The organism is Gilliamella sp. W8136, assembly GCF_016101285.1.
Classification (GTDB): Bacteria; Pseudomonadota; Gammaproteobacteria; order Enterobacterales; family Orbaceae; genus Gilliamella; species Gilliamella apicola_N.
The window spans coordinates 15,339-34,448 of record NZ_JACFQU010000015.1 but is presented as its reverse complement, the minus strand read 5'-3'; the positions used below and the strand labels follow the sequence as shown (position 1 = coordinate 34,448).

The 19,110-nt window shown below is 32.1% G+C and carries 13 protein-coding genes; 8 read left to right on the top strand and 5 right to left on the bottom strand.

Features of this window, described 5'->3' with window-relative positions:
• Positions 1-12 precede the first annotated feature (12 nt).
• Positions 13-1,440 (bottom strand): tRNA (N6-isopentenyl adenosine(37)-C2)-methylthiotransferase MiaB, encoded by a 1,428-nt coding sequence (miaB, locus tag H3T96_RS10835; RefSeq protein ID WP_086326513.1) that lies wholly within the window; start codon positions 1,438-1,440, stop codon positions 13-15.
• 573 nt (positions 1,441-2,013) lie between these two features.
• On the opposite strand from miaB, the gene H3T96_RS10830 reads away from it, so the two are divergent.
• A complete protein-coding gene (locus H3T96_RS10830) occupies positions 2,014-3,279 on the top strand; it encodes an N-acetylmuramoyl-L-alanine amidase (protein WP_144092600.1) in 1,266 nt (421 codons plus the stop codon).
• A 44-nt stretch (positions 3,280-3,323) separates the two neighbouring features.
• Here H3T96_RS10830 and rsmG read toward each other — a convergent pair whose 3' ends face one another.
• Together rsmG and mnmG are read right to left on the bottom strand one after the other, a co-directional pair.
• Positions 3,324-3,923 carry a 16S rRNA (guanine(527)-N(7))-methyltransferase RsmG gene (rsmG, locus tag H3T96_RS10825; protein ID WP_086326515.1) on the bottom strand — a complete coding sequence of 200 codons (600 nt, stop codon included), beginning with the start codon at positions 3,921-3,923 and terminating at the stop codon, positions 3,324-3,326.
• The gene (mnmG, locus tag H3T96_RS10820) at positions 3,901-5,793 is read right to left on the bottom strand and encodes a tRNA uridine-5-carboxymethylaminomethyl(34) synthesis enzyme MnmG (protein WP_144092598.1); all 1,893 of its coding nucleotides are present in this window, start codon (positions 5,791-5,793) and stop codon (positions 3,901-3,903) included. Before mnmG ends, rsmG begins: the two co-directional genes overlap by 23 nt.
• Before the next feature lie 949 nt (positions 5,794-6,742).
• Between mnmG and hda the strand changes: the two genes are divergently transcribed.
• Both hda and H3T96_RS10810 read left to right on the top strand, forming a co-directional pair.
• On the top strand, positions 6,743-7,426 hold the full coding sequence (gene hda, locus H3T96_RS10815; protein WP_065738138.1) for a DnaA inactivator Hda: 684 nt from the start codon (positions 6,743-6,745) through the stop codon (positions 7,424-7,426).
• A gap of 1 nt (position 7,427) precedes the next feature.
• A complete protein-coding gene (locus H3T96_RS10810; RefSeq protein WP_144092596.1) occupies positions 7,428-8,207 on the top strand; it encodes a Cof-type HAD-IIB family hydrolase in 780 nt (259 codons plus the stop codon).
• Between the two features lie 88 nt (positions 8,208-8,295).
• Here the strand turns inward: H3T96_RS10810 and H3T96_RS10805 are convergent, their stop codons facing one another.
• Positions 8,296-9,798 carry an MFS transporter gene (locus H3T96_RS10805; protein WP_086308166.1) on the bottom strand — a complete coding sequence of 501 codons (1,503 nt, stop codon included), beginning with the start codon at positions 9,796-9,798 and terminating at the stop codon, positions 8,296-8,298.
• A 288-nt stretch (positions 9,799-10,086) separates the two neighbouring features.
• Between H3T96_RS10805 and H3T96_RS10800 the strand changes: the two genes are divergently transcribed.
• From H3T96_RS10800 to H3T96_RS10785, 4 genes are read left to right on the top strand one after another with little or no spacing between them, the layout of a single operon-like run.
• The gene (locus tag H3T96_RS10800; RefSeq protein ID WP_144092594.1) at positions 10,087-11,655 is read left to right on the top strand and encodes an oligogalacturonate-specific porin KdgM family protein; all 1,569 of its coding nucleotides are present in this window, start codon (positions 10,087-10,089) and stop codon (positions 11,653-11,655) included.
• Positions 11,656-11,703: 48 nt separating this feature from the next.
• On the top strand, positions 11,704-13,269 hold the full coding sequence (locus H3T96_RS10795) for an SGNH/GDSL hydrolase family protein (protein WP_144092592.1): 1,566 nt from the start codon (positions 11,704-11,706) through the stop codon (positions 13,267-13,269).
• Between the two features lie 20 nt (positions 13,270-13,289).
• Complete coding sequence (locus H3T96_RS10790) at positions 13,290-14,456, top strand: polysaccharide lyase family 1 protein (RefSeq protein WP_144092590.1); 1,167 nt, start codon at positions 13,290-13,292, stop codon at positions 14,454-14,456.
• Positions 14,457-14,486: 30 nt separating this feature from the next.
• Positions 14,487-16,730: an exopolygalacturonate lyase gene (locus H3T96_RS10785; RefSeq protein WP_144092588.1), complete on the top strand. Its 2,244-nt coding sequence runs from the start codon at positions 14,487-14,489 to the stop codon at positions 16,728-16,730.
• A 293-nt stretch (positions 16,731-17,023) separates the two neighbouring features.
• Here the strand turns inward: H3T96_RS10785 and H3T96_RS10780 are convergent, their stop codons facing one another.
• Entirely contained in the window at positions 17,024-17,659 is a 636-nt protein-coding gene (locus H3T96_RS10780) for an RpiB/LacA/LacB family sugar-phosphate isomerase (RefSeq protein ID WP_065738144.1), read from the bottom strand.
• 250 nt (positions 17,660-17,909) lie between these two features.
• Between H3T96_RS10780 and H3T96_RS10775 the strand changes: the two genes are divergently transcribed.
• The gene (locus H3T96_RS10775; RefSeq protein ID WP_086326199.1) at positions 17,910-19,082 is read left to right on the top strand and encodes an oligogalacturonate lyase family protein; all 1,173 of its coding nucleotides are present in this window, start codon (positions 17,910-17,912) and stop codon (positions 19,080-19,082) included.
• Positions 19,083-19,110: the final 28 nt, after the last annotated feature.

The window sequence follows — 19,110 nt, the reverse complement described above, 5'->3', positions numbered from 1 at the left end:
CTATTTGTATAATTATGGATGATAAATTCCCACCCCTAAATCATTTTCTTTACGAGTGCGAGATATCACAGACATTGGTGATTGACTCACGCGTAAATCCATTTCATCTTCGGTTCGAACCACTTTACCTCGTAATGAATTTGGATAAACATCGGTAATTTCAACATCAACAAATTTTCCAATCATATCGGGATAACCTTCAAAATTAACAATACGATTGTTTTCCGTTCTGCCGGTTAATTCCATCAAATCTTTTTTAGATGGACCCTCAACTAAAATACGTTGCACTGTATTTAACATACGACGGCTAAATTGCATTGCTTGTTGATTAATACGTTCTTGAAGAATATACAGACGCTGTTTTTTCTCTTCTTCTGATACGTTATCTTCCATTTCTGCAGCAGGTGTGCCTGGACGAGCAGAATAAACAAAACTATAACTTAAATCGAAATTCACATCAGCAATGAGTTTCATAGTTTGCTCAAAATCTTCTTGCGTTTCACCAGGAAAACCGACAATAAAATCCGAACTTATTTGAATATCAGGACGTACTTTACGTAATTTGCGAATAATGGATTTATATTCAATTGCCGTATGAGTTCGTTTCATTAAATTTAATACTCGATCAGAACCACTTTGTACTGGTAGATGTAAAAAATTAACCAGTTCAGGCGTATCACGGTATACATCAATAATGTCATCAGTAAATTCAATTGGATGGCTGGTGGTAAAACGAATACGATCGATACCATCAATGGCAGCGACTAAACGTAATAACTCAGCGAATGAACAAATATCACCATCAAAAGTTGGTCCACGATAAGCATTAACATTTTGACCCAATAAATTTACTTCACGCACACCTTGTTCAGCCAGTTGTGCTATTTCATAAATAACATCATCACAAGGTCGGCTTACTTCTTCACCACGGGTATAAGGTACCACGCAATAAGTACAATATTTGTTACATCCTTCCATAATGGAGACAAATGCTGTTGGACCTTCACTGCGAGGTTCAGGCAAACGGTCAAATTTTTCAATTTCTGGAAAACTAACATCAACAACATGCTGACCTTTACCGCTACGAATTTGCTCTATCATTTCAGGTAAACGGTGAAACGTTTGTGGTCCAAAAATAATATCAACAAAAGGGGCACGTTTACGAATATGAGCACCCTCTTGAGAAGCCACGCAACCACCAACTCCAATAATAATATTAGGATTATGCTGTTTAAGATTTTTCCAACGTCCTAATTGGTGAAACACTTTTTCTTGGGCTTTTTCTCGAATAGAACAGGTATTAAGTAGTAAAATATCTGCTTCTTCGGCATTTTCAGTTAATGTTAAACCATGGGTGGATTCAAGGAGATCAGCCATTTTGGTTGAGTCATACTCATTCATTTGGCATCCCCATGTTTTTATATGTAATTTTTTGCTCATCAATAACTCAGCTATAATTAATTGTTAAAATGAAAACGGGTTTAAATCCGCGATTTTAGCGCCTTATATTGTAATCCTTTGTGATTGTAGGGTCTATAATAAAATAAAAAACGGTAAAATAAGGTAATACTTTATATTTTTTAATAAAATTTACGGCTATATTGCAGATTATAAATTAACCCCAGTCAAAATTTTCATAATTTCGACACAAACGCTAAAATTTGGTTAACTCTCTATTTCTGATTAATTCGTTATATAGAAAAGAGATAACTAAAACAATGTTTAATTTAAAGTAATAAGAGCAAATCACATAAAAATTAACTTCATGTTGAATTTAAAGCAGTTTTTTTGCATTATTATATTTATTAAAATGGATCTATTAATAAAAAAATAATAATAAATTAATAAGATAAATAAAAATTAATCATTTATTAAGAAAACAATTCATCTAAAATAGCAAATATAGATAAATCTTCTATCAAAAAAGCAGGCGAAGATGATAATGATTCTTTTTAAAAAATAAATATTTTATGTTATTATTCGCGGTCAATTGTTTAAGTAAATAGTTTAGATATGCCCAAAACACACAGTCCAACAAAGCGCCTATTAATTAAAGGTATCATTGCGACATGTTTATTATCTGTCACTCGTGTTGGCTTTGCTGCTACATTAGCGAAAGTAGTTGCAGTACGTGTTTGGCCCTCATCTACCTATACAAGAATGACAATAGAGACCAATACACGTCTAAAATATAAATATTCTTTATTAAACAAACCAAAAAGACTGGCTATTGATATCAATGATATTAATTTAGATACGACTCTAAAAAAAATATCATCAAAAGTGTTAAGTCACGATCCTTATATTAAATCGATAAACGTTACTCAGCTAAATAGCAAAACCGTAAGAATAATGGTTGATTTAAAACAGGATGTTAAACCAAATACTTTTACACTTCCACCAATTGAAAAATATAAGAATCGTTTAGTCATCGATCTTTATCCTTCTAAAGTAGCTTCAGCTGAAGATGATGATCCTTTACTTGCTCTATTAGAAGAGTATAAAGATGGCGATCTTAGTAAAAAACAGTCTGAAATCAAAGTTGATCACAATAAAAAGAAACCACCACAGAAGAAAAACACACAAAATAAAACGGCACCAGTAGTAGTGGTGCTTGATCCTGGTCATGGTGGTGAAGATCCTGGGGCTATTGGTTTAAAAAAAACGCGCGAAAAAGATATTGTGTTGCAAATAGCTCGGCGTACTTACAATTTACTTAAGAAAGAGCCTAATATAAAAGTCTATATGACTCGTAATGAAGATGTATTTATACCTTTAAATGTGCGAGTGGCGAAAGCTCGTTCTTTACAAGCAGATATTTTTATTTCCATTCATGCTGATGCCTTTATTGATCGATCCGTAAAAGGATCAACTGTTTTTGCCCTATCAACTAAAGGAGCAAGCAGTTCAGCTGCTAGTTATCTGGCACAAACTCAAAATGAAGCTGATCAAATAGGTGGAGTAAGTCGCAGTGGCGATAAATATTTAGATAACACTATTTTAGATTTAGTACAAAAAACCACGCTTACCAATGGGGTAATTTTAGGTAGTTCAATTTTGAATCGCATGAAAAATGTCAATAAATTACATAAACCATCAATTGAAAAAGCCGGTTTTGCGGTATTAAAAGCGCCTGATATTCCATCTGTTTTAGTTGAAACTGGCTTCATTAGTAACGCCGATGAAGAAAAAAAATTAAATACAGCTGCATTCCAGATCGAAATATCTAATGCTATTGTTAATGGTATTAAAGATTACCTGAAAAAACGTAAAAAATAAGTTTGTTAAGAAGTTTCAGGTAAGCTATACGTTTGAGTATAAAACTATTGAATAATAACTAAACTTCTCTCCGCATCTAATTGTGGAACGGTAAGTTTAATATGTTGTTTAAGTGTAAAACCAACAGGAATAGCATCAATATCACTGCCTTTTAGGGCATAAAAAGCGCCTTGTTGATTAGGCAGATGTTTACACCAACTAAGCATATCTTGCAAAGAAGCAAAAGCGCGACTAATGACACCATCAAATTTTTTATCGGTATACTCTTCAATCCGGCTTTGCACTGGATTGATATTGGTAAGTTTTAATTCAAATTGCACCTGTTTTAAAAAACGAATACGTTTACCTAAACTATCAACCAGATCAAATTGCTTATCAGGATTAATAATGGCTAATGGGACGCCTGGTAGCCCAGGCCCCGTACCCACATCGATAAAAGATTGACCCATTAAATAAGGCGACACAACTAAGCTATCCATAATATGTTTAATGAGCATCTCGTTTGGATCGCGCACCGCAGTTAAATTATAAGCCTTATTCCATTTATTAAGCATTTCAACATAGTGAACCAGCTGATCAATTTGCAGATCAGAGATCGAAAGATCCGTTTGATCAATAAGATTAATGAGTTTCTTTTTTAACATAATTCTTCTTTTTTAAATAAACTAATAGCATTGAGATCGCTGCCGGCGTAATACCTGATATACGTGAAGCTTGTCCAATTGATACAGGTTTATGTTGCTTTAATTTGGCAACAACTTCGTTTGATAAACCTGAAATTTCTGCATAATCTATATGATCAGGAATAAGTGTCTCTTCATTACGTTTTTGACGTTCAATCTCTTCTATCTGTAATTTGATATAGCCGTCATATTTGACCTGAATTTCAACTTGTTCAGCAGCTTGCTCATCAGACAGTCCAGGCGCAAAAAGTGACAGTGATTTTAAGGTTTGATAGCTCATTTCAGGACGTTTAAGCAGCTCTTCACCATTGGCTTCTTTGGTTAGATTAGCACTTAATACCGCATTTACTTCATCGATTGTTTCAATATGCGGGTGTACCCATATATCACGTAAACGCGCTCTTTCTTGCTCAATAGCTTCAAATTTTTCGTTAAAACGTTGCCAACGATAATCATCAACCATACCTAATTTACGGCCAATTTCCGTTAAGCGAATATCTGCATTATCTTCACGAAGCATTAAACGATATTCAGCACGTGAAGTAAACATACGATAAGGTTCATTGGTACCAAGTGTACAAAGATCATCAACCAATACTCCTAAATAAGCTTGATCACGAGTTGGATACCATTGATCTTGATCATAAACAAAGCGTGCGGCATTTAATCCTGCCAACATACCTTGAGCTGCGGCTTCTTCATAACCTGTAGTACCGTTGATCTGTCCTGCTAAAAACAATCCTTTGATCACTTTACTTTCAAGCGTTGGTTTGAGATCTCGAGGATCAAAATAATCATATTCGATCGCATAACCCGGTCTGACAATATTCGCATTCTCTAATCCTTTCATACTTCGAACAAAAGCAAGTTGAGTATCAAACGGTAAACTTGTTGAGATCCCATTCGGATAGATCTCATTACTGTCTAATCCTTCTGGTTCTAAATAGATCTGATGCGAATTACGATCCGCAAAACGCATAATTTTATCTTCTATTGATGGGCAATATCGTGGCCCAACACCCTCAATAACGCCTGTATACATAGGGCTGCGATCCAAACTATTACGAATGATCTCGTGTGTCGTTTCATTGGTGCTGGTGATATAGCACGGGATCTGTCTAGGATGTTCACTTGCTTTACCTAAGAATGAAAATACCGGCACAGGATCATCACCATATTGTGTACCTAATTGTGAAAAATCAATTGTTCTGGCATCAATTCTTGGTGGAGTACCGGTTTTTAAACGCCCCATTCTAAATGGATATTGATGCAATGCTTTAGATAGACCGATAGCAGCAGGATCGCCTGTTCGTCCACCACTATAATTATCAAGTCCTATATGGATCTTACCGTCTAAAAAGGTACCTGTGGTTAATACTACTGCTTTTGCTTTAAAAGAAACACCCATTTGCGTGACAACACCTGTGATCTGATCGTTTTCAATGATCACATCTTCAACTGATTGTTGAAATAACATCAAATTTTCTTGGTTTTCAAGTGTCGTTCTAATTACCTTTCGATATAAAGATCGATCTGCTTGCGCGCGTGTTGCTCTTACCGCGGGTCCTTTACTGCTGTTTAATATTCGAAATTGGATCCCTGTCAGATCAATGGCATGTGCCATTAATCCTCCCATAGCATCAATTTCTTTTACCAAATGACCTTTACCTATACCACCGATGGCTGGATTACAAGACATTTGTCCTAATGTATTGATATTATGGGTTAAAAGTAGTGTTTTCCGCCCCATTCTTGCTGATGCCATAGCGGCTTCGGTTCCAGCATGTCCACCACCAACGATAATGACATCAAAAAGATCTGGATAAAACATAAAAAAGCCTCGTTTGTTATTTTATATATAGGTGATCAATTTTTTTGATCAAGTGATTTGGTTTTATTTAGCGTAAGGAATTTTACTCATCTTTTTCATTACGTCAAATGATCTATTTTGATCGCGATCTAAATTAAATAAGATCTTTTATATGATCTTTTTATTTTTATTACTATTAGTGTGGATCCTTTGTGTTGATAACTTTTATTTCTAATTATTTTATAAGATCTTATTGAAGAATAAACTCTGTTAATTGATCGGATCTTTTCCTGTTTAAGATTGTTGATAACTATATTACTTATCCACAACTAATTTATTTTTTTAGGTTGTTAATATGCTTATCACAGCTTATGATCCGGTTTTACCACAGAGTTATCCACAAAAAATAAGTTTGTTTGCTTAATTTTTAGCTTTTTATTGGGTTATTTTTACACTTGTTAATATGATCTATTTTTATAATATTGATTCCGAGATCAAATTAATAAGAGGATCTTTGAAAATATTTTTAATTTTTTTACTTAGCAGAACTACTTTTAGATCAGAAAATATAGCTCAGGTTAATTCAATGATTTTATGATATATTAAAGTTCGTTTATAATAGTATATAAGAGTATTTGTGCTTAAATTATTTATTATAAAAAAACAAAATTAGCATGATGAAAATTGTGTAATGATATTTGAACGACTCAACGTATTTTTATGTAATTGAACATCAGTTATTTTGTTCTTAATAAATAATGATAATGTGATTAGTTTCATACCAATACAAATTGTATATTTAATTATTTGAAGTTATAACTTAGAAAGTTTACAAAGTATTTTGTTGCTTTAAAATTAAATATTTTATAGACATTTATAGGATCTTATTTACTTTTCCATAAAAGTGATTGATTTTTATAAAAGCAAATTTATACTTAATACGATTCGTTTTTTATTGTGAGGTTTCTTTATTACTCTTTCACAGCTACCTTTACCTTTTTCATTACCTAATAATGAAACTTTTGATAGTTTTTATGTAGGTGATAATCAATTATTGTTTGATTCTTTGCAAACCTTATTAGGTAAAGAGAGTTTTAATGCCTTTTATATATGGTCAGCAACGGTTTCTGGCCGTACTCATCTATTACATGCATCAAGTCAAAATAAGTTAGCCAGTTATATTCCTTTAAAACAGTATTATCATTTGGTACCAGAAATTTTACAGGGATTAGATAATTATGATTTAGTATGTTTAGATGATATTGATGCTATAGCGGGTCATAGGGATTGGGAAGAGGCTATTTTCGATTTATTTAATCGATTAACAGAAAAGAACATTACTAAGTTATTAATTACTGCAAGTGCTCCACCTAAACAGATCTCTTTTATCTTACCAGATTTGGTTTCTAGATTGTCTTGGGGGCAAGTTTATCAATTAAAAGAATTAAGTGATGATGATAAACTTAAAGCTTTACAGCTAAGAGCTCAATTAAGTGGGTTTGAATTATCAACAGAAGTTGGGTTATTTTTATTAAAACGTGTAAATCGTGATATGCGAACCTTATTTTCGTTATTAGAGAAATTTGAGGTAGCAACATTAGCTCAACAACGTAAGTTAACTATTCCTTTTATTAAAAATATCTTGGATTTGTAATATGACTAAAAAACCTGAAGCTATCGTATTTTTTGACTTAGATGGTACTTTATTTAATAGCAATATAGATCTATTGCCGAGTTCTTATGATGCAATAAAAAAACTTAAGCAAAATAATATGATACCAATGATTGCAACAGGAAGAACTCCGCTTGAAGTTGTTAATTTGATGAAAGAAACCAACATAGACTCGATTATAGGGATGAATGGACAAGTCGTTGTTTATGAAAAAGAGGTGATATTTACCAATAATATTGATAAAAATGTCATCACTCGGTTATATGAATTTTCTAGAGAAAAGACAAATATTCCTTTGTCTTTTTATAATTACAAGACAATGCGAATTAGTGAAAATAGTCAACCAGCACAAAAATTTTATCACTATTTAAAACAAGATGTTCCACCAGTTGATGATGAAATCTATTTAAAAGAACCTATTCAGATGTTGCTATTACTTTGTGAACAAGGTGAATCGGCTTATTGTGAGTTGTTTCCTGAACTCACTTTTATTCGTAATACTCCTTATTGTGTTGATGTGTTTAATCATGGTGGTTCAAAAGGCAGAGGTATTAAGGAACTTTTAAAAATGAAAGGGTTTGATGATGTGCCAACTTATGCCTTTGGTGATGGTATGAATGATTTAGAAATGTTTCTTACTGTTGATCATCCAATCGCTATGGGAAATGCGGTTGATGGGTTAAAAGACAAAGCTGAATATATAACAGATACCAATGATAATGATGGTATTGCTAAGGCATTAGAAAAATTTGGTTTAATCTAGAATATAAAAAAAATCATCTAATTGGTTAGATTAGATGATTTGTAATTGATTATATTATTATTATTATTTTTATTTTTATTTATTTTTATTAGTGTTGTTTAAAACCAACGTTATTGTTACCAAAACAGTTATCATAATCAAAACCAGTTAACTCTTTAACTAAGCTTCTTATTTCTGGTGTTGCATCTTCTTTTTTACCACCATTTTTCAATCTATCAAGCTCTTGAATAATAAGTGCATGAGTTGATTTGTCTAATTTCATACGATATGTGAAGAAAATACCTAACAATGCCATTCCACACACACCTAAAACTAATACTAAGTTAATTGCTGTAATTGCACTTTGTGGTTGAACCGCATCTACACCAGATACAAAACCAGAATATTTCAATACAATACCTAAGACAAAGACAATTGTTGCGCGCATTAATTTACCCGCCATGGTCATTGCTCCAGCATAAATACCTTCACGGCGTCTGCCTGTTAGTACTTCATCGATATCCGCTAAGAATGTGTATACGCTCCAAGGAATATAATAGACACCACCTGTTCCTAAACCGAACCAAATAGTGATACCAATAACAATCCAAGTAACATGAGGCATGTTAAGGTAGTAGACACCGATATAACCGACTACTGAAGAGATTACGATTAATATAGCAATGACAAATGGTCTTTTAAATCCACGTTTTACACACCAAGCCATGAAGAAAGCAGTTGAAATTAATTGGCAAATACTGCTTAAACTGTTCATTTGCGAAACAAAGGTTTTTGGTTGACCTAAGTTAAAGACAACGAAATAAGTAAACGTTGCAGCAAATAACCATTCAGCACCAAAGCCAAATAGATACATACCTAAGTGGTTTCTAAAGGTTTTTAAACGGAAAGTTGAAAAGACATCGGAAAATAATTTAATAATACTTTCACCAAGACCAGAAGTTGTTTCATCTTCAATTTCATCAACTGATTTTTCCCAACTGTTTAAGTAAAGTAAAATAAGTGCAACTGCCATGATAGATGCGTAAGTTATACCGGTTAATAAAAATGGTAATGGTGATTCTTTTCCATCAAATAAATAGAAAAATACGCCAGGGATAGCCGCAGCTAAGAAGTTAGCAACTTTACCAAACATTGCTTTTGAACCCGCTAAGTAAGTACGTTGATCAAAGTTTTTAGTCATCTCTACTGGTAACGTATTATAGGGGATCATAATCATGGTATAGATGAATTCAAATAAAATATAGGTCGTTAAGTAATACCAGAAATTCATTCCATCAAGCCAAAGTAATGGGTAAATAATCATACATGGAATGGCAAATAAGATGAAAAATCGACGACGTCCAAATCGACGCCCAAGCTTAGTGTGGTTAAAATTGTCAGTAATAAATCCCATTAATGGATTTAAAATCACATCTAAATAAGTCGCAATTGAAAAAATCAACGTTGCTTGAATTGCCGAAAGTCCACAAAAGGTTGTATAAAAGTACAATAACCAAGCAGCACTGATAGCTAACGCACCACTTCCTATTAAATTACCACTACCATACGAAAATCGAGTTAGTAAGGTTATTTTTTTCTGATTATTAGCCATAAATCTATTTTTCCTTAATAATTATGAAATACTGTTTTAAAAATATTATTAAAATAATATTTAATTTATACAAGTTTATTTCAAAATTTTTTTTAGAAATGTGATTTTGGTAACAATTTGGTTAATGTGAAAATTACTATATGTGTAGTATTAAAAAGTAACATTATAAATATCATGTTTTTATTATTTTTTTAGAACTGTTTTTTTAAATTGTGATCTTATTAACAGAAAACATTAATAAAATGTTAAAAAATATAAAACAGCATTTTAAAAAATAGGAAAACAATAATGAGTAATTTTAAATTAAAAAAAATACCGCTTTTAATGTTTCTATCTACCTTTCCTATCTATAGCTTTGCTGGTTCAGGTCAAACCGTTTTTCAATATGAACATAACTGGAAATCAATGGATAGAATTCATGGAGACACCATTAAACTAATACATAAAACAGATAATAATTGGCAATATGAATTCAAATTTGGTGTTACTGAAGGTGGAGGAAACAAACGCGATGTTTTATATGATGATATGCATGGTGGATCAGGTGGTGTCGTTATTCAAAAAAATATCACTCTTGATAATGGATGGGGATCGATAATTCCAGCATTAGAATTAGGATTTAGTAAAGATTTAGTTCTATATCAGCCAGGTTTAAAATACAGTTATAAATTTAATAGTGATTGGTCAAGCAGTATACGTTATCGCTATGAATGGAAAAAAATATCCCAAGCTGAACGCTACAAAACAGCAAAAGTATCTGGCCAGCAAGTTAAATATAAAGCCACAAGTAATAGTGGTAGACACCGCTTTGATTGGGCATTGAACTATTCTGGATTTAAAGCATTCAATCTTGCTTATACCTTTAATTATTACCTTGGTGATTTTACTAATAATTCTTATAAATTTTCTAAAGGGACATTTGAAAAGAATAAATATATTGCTTATAACAACAAAAAAAATGATTATGAACAAGAATTTAAAATAACCTACAATTATTCAAAATTACTTCGTCCTTATTTTTCTATTTCTGATGTATCAAAAAATAAAACAACCGATACAAGGCAAGCTAAGTTTAAAGTTGGTTTCAATTATGCTTTTGGTCAATCAAATAGTAAAGATTCCGATTTTTCCTACAAAACCTATTTTAAATATGCACACCATTATGGTTTAAGTTCTCATTATCATGGCGATAGTTTTGGTTTATACGCAGATTTTGATAAAAAAGGCTATATCGGCCTTAGTTTAAATACCTATAACCAAATAAAAAATAGAATTTTATTTGATGATCTTGTTTCAAGTCATTATCAAATCTATGGCGGTTATAACTTCTATTTAGCTGATCAATGGGTTCTGACACCAAATATCGAAGTTAGATTCTATTCTGGCGGGGGTTATAAAGCGAAAAGTGTCGAAAACTTACCTCATTACCAGTTGGGTGATGTAAGTGATTCACAACGCCCAGGTGTTCGATATTCTCCAGCATTAAAATTGACTTGGTTACAAAGCGATGATGTATCGTTTTATAGTCAATATCGATTTGAATATCGTAAAGTTTCAAGAAGCAAACGCGAAGATAGTGTTCAAGGTTATGTTGATAACCGATCACGTAATCGCTTTGATATTGGAACCGATATTAACCTATCTCCTGATTGGAACATTGGTTATCGCTTTTCATACTTAAAAGGGAACTATGTATTACAAAATGATAAACGACATGATTATCAGCAAGAGTTAGATATAAATTGGCAAGTAACAAAAGCTTGGCAAGTGAATTTTGCCGCAGAAGATGTGGCTAAACGTGTTCATTCTGACTCAAGGGAAACTAAATTAGCCCTAGGATTATCATATTTATTTTAATTTCAGTGAGTTAATAAAAAGTTAGGAAAAACAGTTCGTGGTGAAAAGATGATGAAGAAAACCTTTTTTGGACTTTTATTAGTTGGCGTTTCAATTAATCAAGTATCAGCAAATACAATCATACAAGGTTATGCTTATGCAAATAAACCCATAGACGCATCCGTGATTATTCGTGATGCTAATAATAAAGTTTTACAAACAACCACCAATAATGATGGGTTTTATCGGCAAGATGTATCAAATCTTACACCACCACTGATTGTTTTTACGAACAAAAATTCGCTAGAACGTAAAGCGCATGATGATCAATTTTGTAATGGTAATTGTCTGTTTTCATATGTTTATACCTTACAACAAGATGAAAAAAATACGGTTAATATTAATCCGTTAACTGATTATTTAACCAGTGAGCTGGCTAAGCAAGTTAATCTTATTGGGCCTGAAAAATTTGTTGATAATCCGTTACCTTCTCTTGTGGAAGATGATTTATTAAAGAAAACGTATAATAAATTTCATCTATTATTTGATAAAGCATTGCTTCAAGTAGGTATTGAGGATAACTCTTTTGATCCAATTACGACGAATAGTCGAAAAATAAAAGACTTACTTGATGTTATGTTATTTAATCGAGGATATCATTCCGCAACAGGTCAAATAAGTGAAACGGTATTGCTTGATATGCGTTTTAAACCAATAAGCCAAGATTCACCTTTTGATTATCAACAATCGGTTAAACAAAAAAAAGAAAATATAAACGCTAAAAAACGTATTTTCATTTTGGGAGATTCAACCGCCTCGAATTACGATAAAAAAGTTTATCCAAGAATGGGGTGGGGACAAGTTTTTGATCAGTTCATCAATGATAAAGCAGATACGATTGTCATTAATGGCGCACAATCTGGTCGTTCAAGCCGTAGTTTTAAAACAGAAGGTTGGTTTCACTTGATGAAGCCTTTTATGAAAAAAGGCGATTATATGATCATTGCTTTTGGACATAATGATGAAAAATGTGATGGTAACAATCCGAAACGAGGTAAAGTAGATGTTGCTAATTTATGTACTTACCCTAATGACGATAACAATCAAAAACAACATCCATTAAAACAAGAGAGTATGTCATTTCAATCTTCTCTGGAAAATTACCTTGTTGTGGCAAAAGAGTTAGAGATGACACCTATTTTAATGACGCCAGTTACTCGTTTTAAAGATAAAAATAATAAAATTGCTTATCAAAATAAGAGTAACGATCCTGTTAGTCATATGCATTATACCGCCAATAAACCCGGTTTTGCTTATTGGGGGGATTATTCCAGTACCATTAAACATACCGCTAAAGTCAATCAAGTAACTTTAATTGATTTAGAATCATTAAGTATTGACTTTGCTAATCAACATAAAAATGACTGGCAGTCTTACTGGTTAGTTATTGATCCTAATGATCCTAAATACCCCTACTATAAAAATCAAACTTCTGGCGTGATTAGTAATCCTGATGCTACCCATTTTCAAGAAAAAGGTGCACAAGCGATAGCTAAAATTATCGCGACAGCTATCAACAACGATCCTCAGTTAAAACAAGATTTGGTTGTTGATCTTAATAAAATTCATCAATAAAAATTAAGGTATCAATTAAAATGAAAAAACGACTTATCGCTGTGTTAATTCCATTAGCAATTAACTCATATAGCTTTAACAGTTACGCATTATCACCCGCACCCATAAAAGTTAAACAGGCACTTGATGTTGCACCTGACAATGGCTTTGGTGGATTCAATTCCGCAACAAAGCGTGGAACAACAGGTGGTTCTAAAGCGAAAAAAGAGATGATCTTCCTAGTGAATAATAAGAAAGATCTTCTTGATGCTATTAAGATCAACAAAAATCAACCGCGGATTATTCAAATTTCAGGAGTGATTGATGTTAGTGAAAATAAACCTTATAAAAATTTTGAAGATCAAAAATCACGTTCCCTGATCAAAATTCCTAGTAATACGACGTTAATTGGTGTGGGTGACGATGCGGGTTTTATCAATGGCTCAATTATTTTATCTAATGTAGAGAATATTATTATTCGTAATTTAAAAATTGAAGCACCAATTGATGTTGAACCAAAATTTGAAGAGGGTGATGGTTGGAATGCTGAATGGGACGGTATTAATATTATTTCTTCAAATTATGTTTGGGTTGATCATGTCACTTTTACTGACGGTAAATTTACTGATGATATGTATCAAGAAAAAGATGGCTGGAAATATGTACAACATGATGGTTTATTAGATATTAAGAGTGGTAGCGATTTGATTACTATTTCTTATTGTTTATTTGAAAATCATGATAAAACCATGTTAATTGGGCACAGTGATAAAAATGCTCAACAAGATGAAAATAAATTAAATATCACACTTCATCATAATGTTTTTTCTGATATTACTCAGCGAGCTCCACGAGTTAGGTTTGGCAAAATCCACATGTATAACAACCTTTTTAAAGGGTCAGTTAATAAATCAAAAACGATCTATCCTTACCAATATTCAATTGGTCTAGGCTATAGAGGTAGTGTTATTTCTGAAAATAACCAATTTATGATTGATGGTTTGAAAGATCACTGCAAAGTAGCTAAACAATTTAAAGGTAATAATCTACTAGATAGAAAATCTTTATTTAACGAATCTAAATTGAAATTATCTTCTTGTGATTTTGATGATAATTTGAATTGGTCTGTGCCTTATCAATATAACTTGGATGATATCAAACAGTTTAGCAATAACTACAATCAATTAGTCGGTAATGGAAAGCTTTAAAATTTGTAATAAAAAATGTTAGGACCCATAATGAAAAAAATATTAACTTCAATACTTTGTCTATCTACGCTTTATGCTAATGTTGCTTCTGCACAAGAATGGAAAACGATAGCCTTTGGTCAATCGACAGACTTAAACTTTGCATCGCTTATAAAACCAGAAAAAGTGGGAACCAATAATGCTTGGATAGCTGGTCAAAACGATTATTTAGTTCCAAATCAATCTTATCAGTTACCTGCTGATTTTTATTTAGAAAGTCGTGGAGGTAAAATTGCTAACTCGCATGATGGAATGGTGGTGTTTTATACCCAATTACCGGCTAACCAAACTTTTATATTAGAAAGTGATGTTACCTTAGAGCAAATCGGACCTGAAGTGGATGGTAAAACTCCTGCTGCTCAAGAAGCGGTTGGTTTATTTGCTCGTGATACCATTGGCGTTGCTAGAAGTGAACCGCAACCAGCGGGTTACGAAGAGTTTCCTAATGCTTCAAATGTAATTATGAATGCATTAATTACTCAAAATCAAAAAAATGATAATTTAGTAAAAGTAACTGGCTTAGTACGTGATGGCGTAAAAAAAGCATGGGGTAATGAAGGCATATCAATTGAGAAAGTTGGTTATGTTGAAAATGTTAACTATGTTAATGTGAAAAGTATGCATTTAACAATGACAAGAACAGACAATCAATTTATCTTATCGATGAAAAATAATGCGACAGGTGAAGAGAAACAGTGGGCAACCAATGATTATTCAGGATTTTTAAATCAACAAGATAATAAAAATATTTATGTTGGTTTTTTTGCGTCTAGAAATGCAAAAGTTGAATTTAAAAATTCTAAATTAACGCTTAATGATGAAAAAGTTAACTATGATAAATTGCCGGTTAAACCAGAAGTTATTGTGGATATTAAGCCAACTTTAACCTTATCATCACCACAAAATGTATTTAGTAAAAATTATACATTACAGTTTTTCCCAAATACTTCAGGTACTGTAACCGTTAAAGAAATTAATAAAAAATTAAAGGCGCAAACGGGTAAATTATTACAGTTCCCAACTCAGCTAAAAGAGGGTAGCAATGTCTTTACTGTAGAGTTTAAAGATAAAAGAAAAACTAATACACAAACTTTTATAGTAGATTTAAATCAATCATCAATTGAAGATTTATCTAACATCATTGTTTCACCAGAAGGTAAAAAAGATAATAAAGGTACCGAGCAATCACCAGTGGATTTTAAAACCGCCGTTAATAGTGTTGTTCCAGGTGGTGTTATTCATTTGATGGATGGCTATTACGACGGTATCACTCTTCCAGCTCAATTAAGCGGATTGCCAGATAAATTAAAAACGATACAAGCAATTAATAAACATAAAGCCATTTTTATCAATAACACATTTAAGTTAGACAGCAACTATTGGTCTATTAAACACGTTATCTTTGATGGAAATATTGATGATAAAGATAATAAGCCAGCCTATTTAAGAATTTCGGGTAGTCATAATGTCATTGATCAAGTTATTACCCGTAATAATAGTGATACAGGGCTTGCAATATCAGCCAAAAATAAAAACGAAAATAGAATTTATTGGCCATCTTATAACTTAATTCTTAACTCTGATTCTTATAATAATATGGATAAATCAGGTAAAAATGCGGATGGCTTTGCTGCTAAATTAGGTGTTGGTAAAGGGAATGTCTTTAGAGGATGTATTGCACATAATAATACCGATGATGGGTTTGATCTTTATAATAAAATTGAAGATGGTCCAAATGAACCAGTATTAATTGACAGTTCAGTCACTTATTCAAATGGTTTTCCTTTCTCTAAACCAAACATTGCTAAAGGAAGTATTGGTAATGGCTTTAAATTAGGTGCTGAAGGACAACCAGTAAATCATAAAATTATCAATTCTATTTCATTAAACAATAATATGGATGGATTTACAGATAACTTTAATACTGGTTCTTATATAATGAACAATAATATTTCGATTAATAGTGCAAGATATAATTATATTTTACGAGCTAATCCTTATGCGTTTTTAAAACCAAAGGTGACGTTTGAAAATAACTATTCTATTCGTGATAGCTGGGAATCAGCAATCAAAGATTCATTTGGACCACAGATCAAAAGTAAACATTTTAAATCAGTGGCCAGTGATGAATTATGGCAACGTGATGTTGAATTTAAAATAACTCGAGATGAAAAGGGTAATATTGTATTACCAAAAGAGTTAAAAACCTTAATCGAAAAAAATAAAGCAAAATAATCAAACGATATAATTAAAAGATAGTGCGCTAAGTCTAATAATCAGGCTTAGCGCTTTTTTTATCTTCAAATTTTCCTTTTCCAATCTAATTGCTCAATTTTTATTACATGATAATTAATTGTATTTAAGATTTGTTGCTAAAAAATTAATTAAATTTAATAGTGATATTTAATATCACTCTATTTGAATCTATTAAATAAAGAGATTATAAGAAGTAATGAGAAATGTGCCATTTCATCAATTAAGTTGAAATGACACAAATTTTTAGGATGCAATAAGTAATTAATTCTAAATTAAGCTAGTAAACTTTTGATAAAATCTGTAATCTCAGGATCTTGACTGTTTTCAAATAAACATTTTTGGAAACGTTCGCCTCTGATCGCATCTTTAAGTAATGATTGATCAATCGATTTCAAGGCTTCAATTAAACTTTTTCCAGCTGCATTTTTCATATCATTTAAAATTACGGCATTAGCATTTTGAGATTCGCGACGCTCAGGCGGATAACCTAACCCTTTTTCGCCATCGAATGCTTTTTCAAAAATATAACGAGCATTCAGTTCTGCGCCCCAACCAAAGCCTTTAGCAAAAGCAAGCGATAAAGCATTACCATTATTCACTTGTGCAAATAAGTAAGCATCAGTAGGCTCAATACAATAACCACAGTTAACACCTGGAAATGCATTTAATGCCATTAATGCGCCTTGTCCCGTTCCACAGCCTGTGATAACAAAATCAACAGCTTTGCTGTTTAATAAAATAGCGCTAATAATACCTAAATGAACATAAGTTAATTTTTTATCGTTGTCGCCATCCATACCAACATTAAAAACCGTATGTCCATGTTTCTCAGTTGCGTTTTTTAATTCATTTAAAATAATTGGATTTTTAGCTGCTTGGCTAAATTCGTTCATTAGTGCTATTTTCATAATTTCCCTCTATTTTGATTGAGATAATAACTTATTACATAACAAAGTGTTGTAATTGGTTATTAGTACATTTTACTTTCATTATAAACTTGAAAAAAAATATATCAATTTTTTTAAGTAAAATAAAACGATGTTTTAATAAATTTATTGCAATGTGATGAAAGTCACAAAATCATCAATCTTTTTATATTACTATATTTATAAATGAATATCTTTTAAACATTTGTGTATTTCTATTCAGGGAGTTTATATGGCTAAGGGGAATATCGTAAAGCTATCATATTCATCATTTACTGATGAAGATTCAAAAAATGAAATTATTCGGTTAACACCAGAAGGTATTTTATGCCATCGCAATTATTTCTATCAAAAGTGCTTTACTAATGATGGCCAAAAGCTACTTTTTGCTGGTGAGTTTGATACTAATCGTAACTATTATTTACTTGATATTGAAAACCAAACAGCAAAACAACTAACCGAAGGGCCTGGTGATAATACCTTTGGTGGTTTTTTATCGCCAGATGATAAATTTTTATACTATGTAAAAAACGAACGCAATTTACAACAAGTTAATCTTGAAACTTTAGAAGAAAAAAATGTTTATACTGTACCCGATGAATGGGTAGGTTATGGTACATGGGTTGCCAATAGTGATTGTAATGAAATTGTCGGTATTGAAATTGATAAAAAAGATTGGACACCACTTACCGACTGGACAATATTTAAAGCATTTTATGATAAAAATCCACACTGCCGTTTAATCAAGATTGATATTGAAACGGGTGTAGCTAAAACAGTAATTGATCAAAATGTATGGTTAGGACATCCAATTTTTAGACCTTTTGATGATAATACTATCGCATTTTGCCATGAAGGGCCTCATGATTTAGTTGATGCAAGAATTTGGTTGGTCGATCGTGATGGTAAAAATGAACGAAAAGCCCATGATAATTTACCTGGTGAGAGTTGTACTCATGAATTTTGGGTTCCAGATGGATCAGGACTTGCTTATGTGTCTTATATGAAAGGACAACAAGAACGATATATTCGTCTTTATAATCCTGTGACGAATGAAGATAAAGAAATTATGGAGATGCCAGCTTGTTCACACTTAATGAGTAATTTTGATGGTACGCTGTATATTGGAGATGGAACTGGCAGCCCAGTTGACGTAATTGATACCAGTGGTTACAAAATTGAAAATGATCCATGGCTTTATATTTTAGCACCTAAAACAAAAACAGCACATAAATTGGTTAAACATAATAGTACATGGCGAGTTTTAGATGGCGATCGTCAAGTGACTCATCCTCATCCATCATTTTCACCTGATAATAAATACGTTTTATACTCATGTGATGCACAAGATGAACCTGCACTTTATTTAACCAAAGTGCCTGCTAACATATTAGAAGAAATGTGATAGACCCTTTTTGTCTATCATAACGATA

Coding starts and splice junctions, on each gene's coding strand:
- H3T96_RS10810 (WP_144092596.1), top strand. CDS start 7,428: ATGACTAAAAAACCTGAAGCTATCGTATTTTTTGACTTAGATGGTACT.
- H3T96_RS10790 (WP_144092590.1), top strand. CDS start 13,290: ATGAAAAAACGACTTATCGCTGTGTTAATTCCATTAGCAATTAACTCA.
- H3T96_RS10805 (WP_086308166.1), bottom strand. CDS start 9,798: ATGGCTAATAATCAGAAAAAAATAACCTTACTAACTCGATTTTCGTAT.
- H3T96_RS10800 (WP_144092594.1), top strand. CDS start 10,087: ATGAGTAATTTTAAATTAAAAAAAATACCGCTTTTAATGTTTCTATCT.
- H3T96_RS10785 (WP_144092588.1), top strand. CDS start 14,487: ATGAAAAAAATATTAACTTCAATACTTTGTCTATCTACGCTTTATGCT.
- H3T96_RS10775 (WP_086326199.1), top strand. CDS start 17,910: ATGGCTAAGGGGAATATCGTAAAGCTATCATATTCATCATTTACTGAT.
- miaB (WP_086326513.1), bottom strand. CDS start 1,440: ATGAGCAAAAAATTACATATAAAAACATGGGGATGCCAAATGAATGAG.
- H3T96_RS10795 (WP_144092592.1), top strand. CDS start 11,704: ATGATGAAGAAAACCTTTTTTGGACTTTTATTAGTTGGCGTTTCAATT.
- rsmG (WP_086326515.1), bottom strand. CDS start 3,923: ATGTTAAAAAAGAAACTCATTAATCTTATTGATCAAACGGATCTTTCG.
- H3T96_RS10830 (WP_144092600.1), top strand. CDS start 2,014: ATGCCCAAAACACACAGTCCAACAAAGCGCCTATTAATTAAAGGTATC.
- H3T96_RS10780 (WP_065738144.1), bottom strand. CDS start 17,659: ATGAAAATAGCACTAATGAACGAATTTAGCCAAGCAGCTAAAAATCCA.
- mnmG (WP_144092598.1), bottom strand. CDS start 5,793: ATGTTTTATCCAGATCTTTTTGATGTCATTATCGTTGGTGGTGGACAT.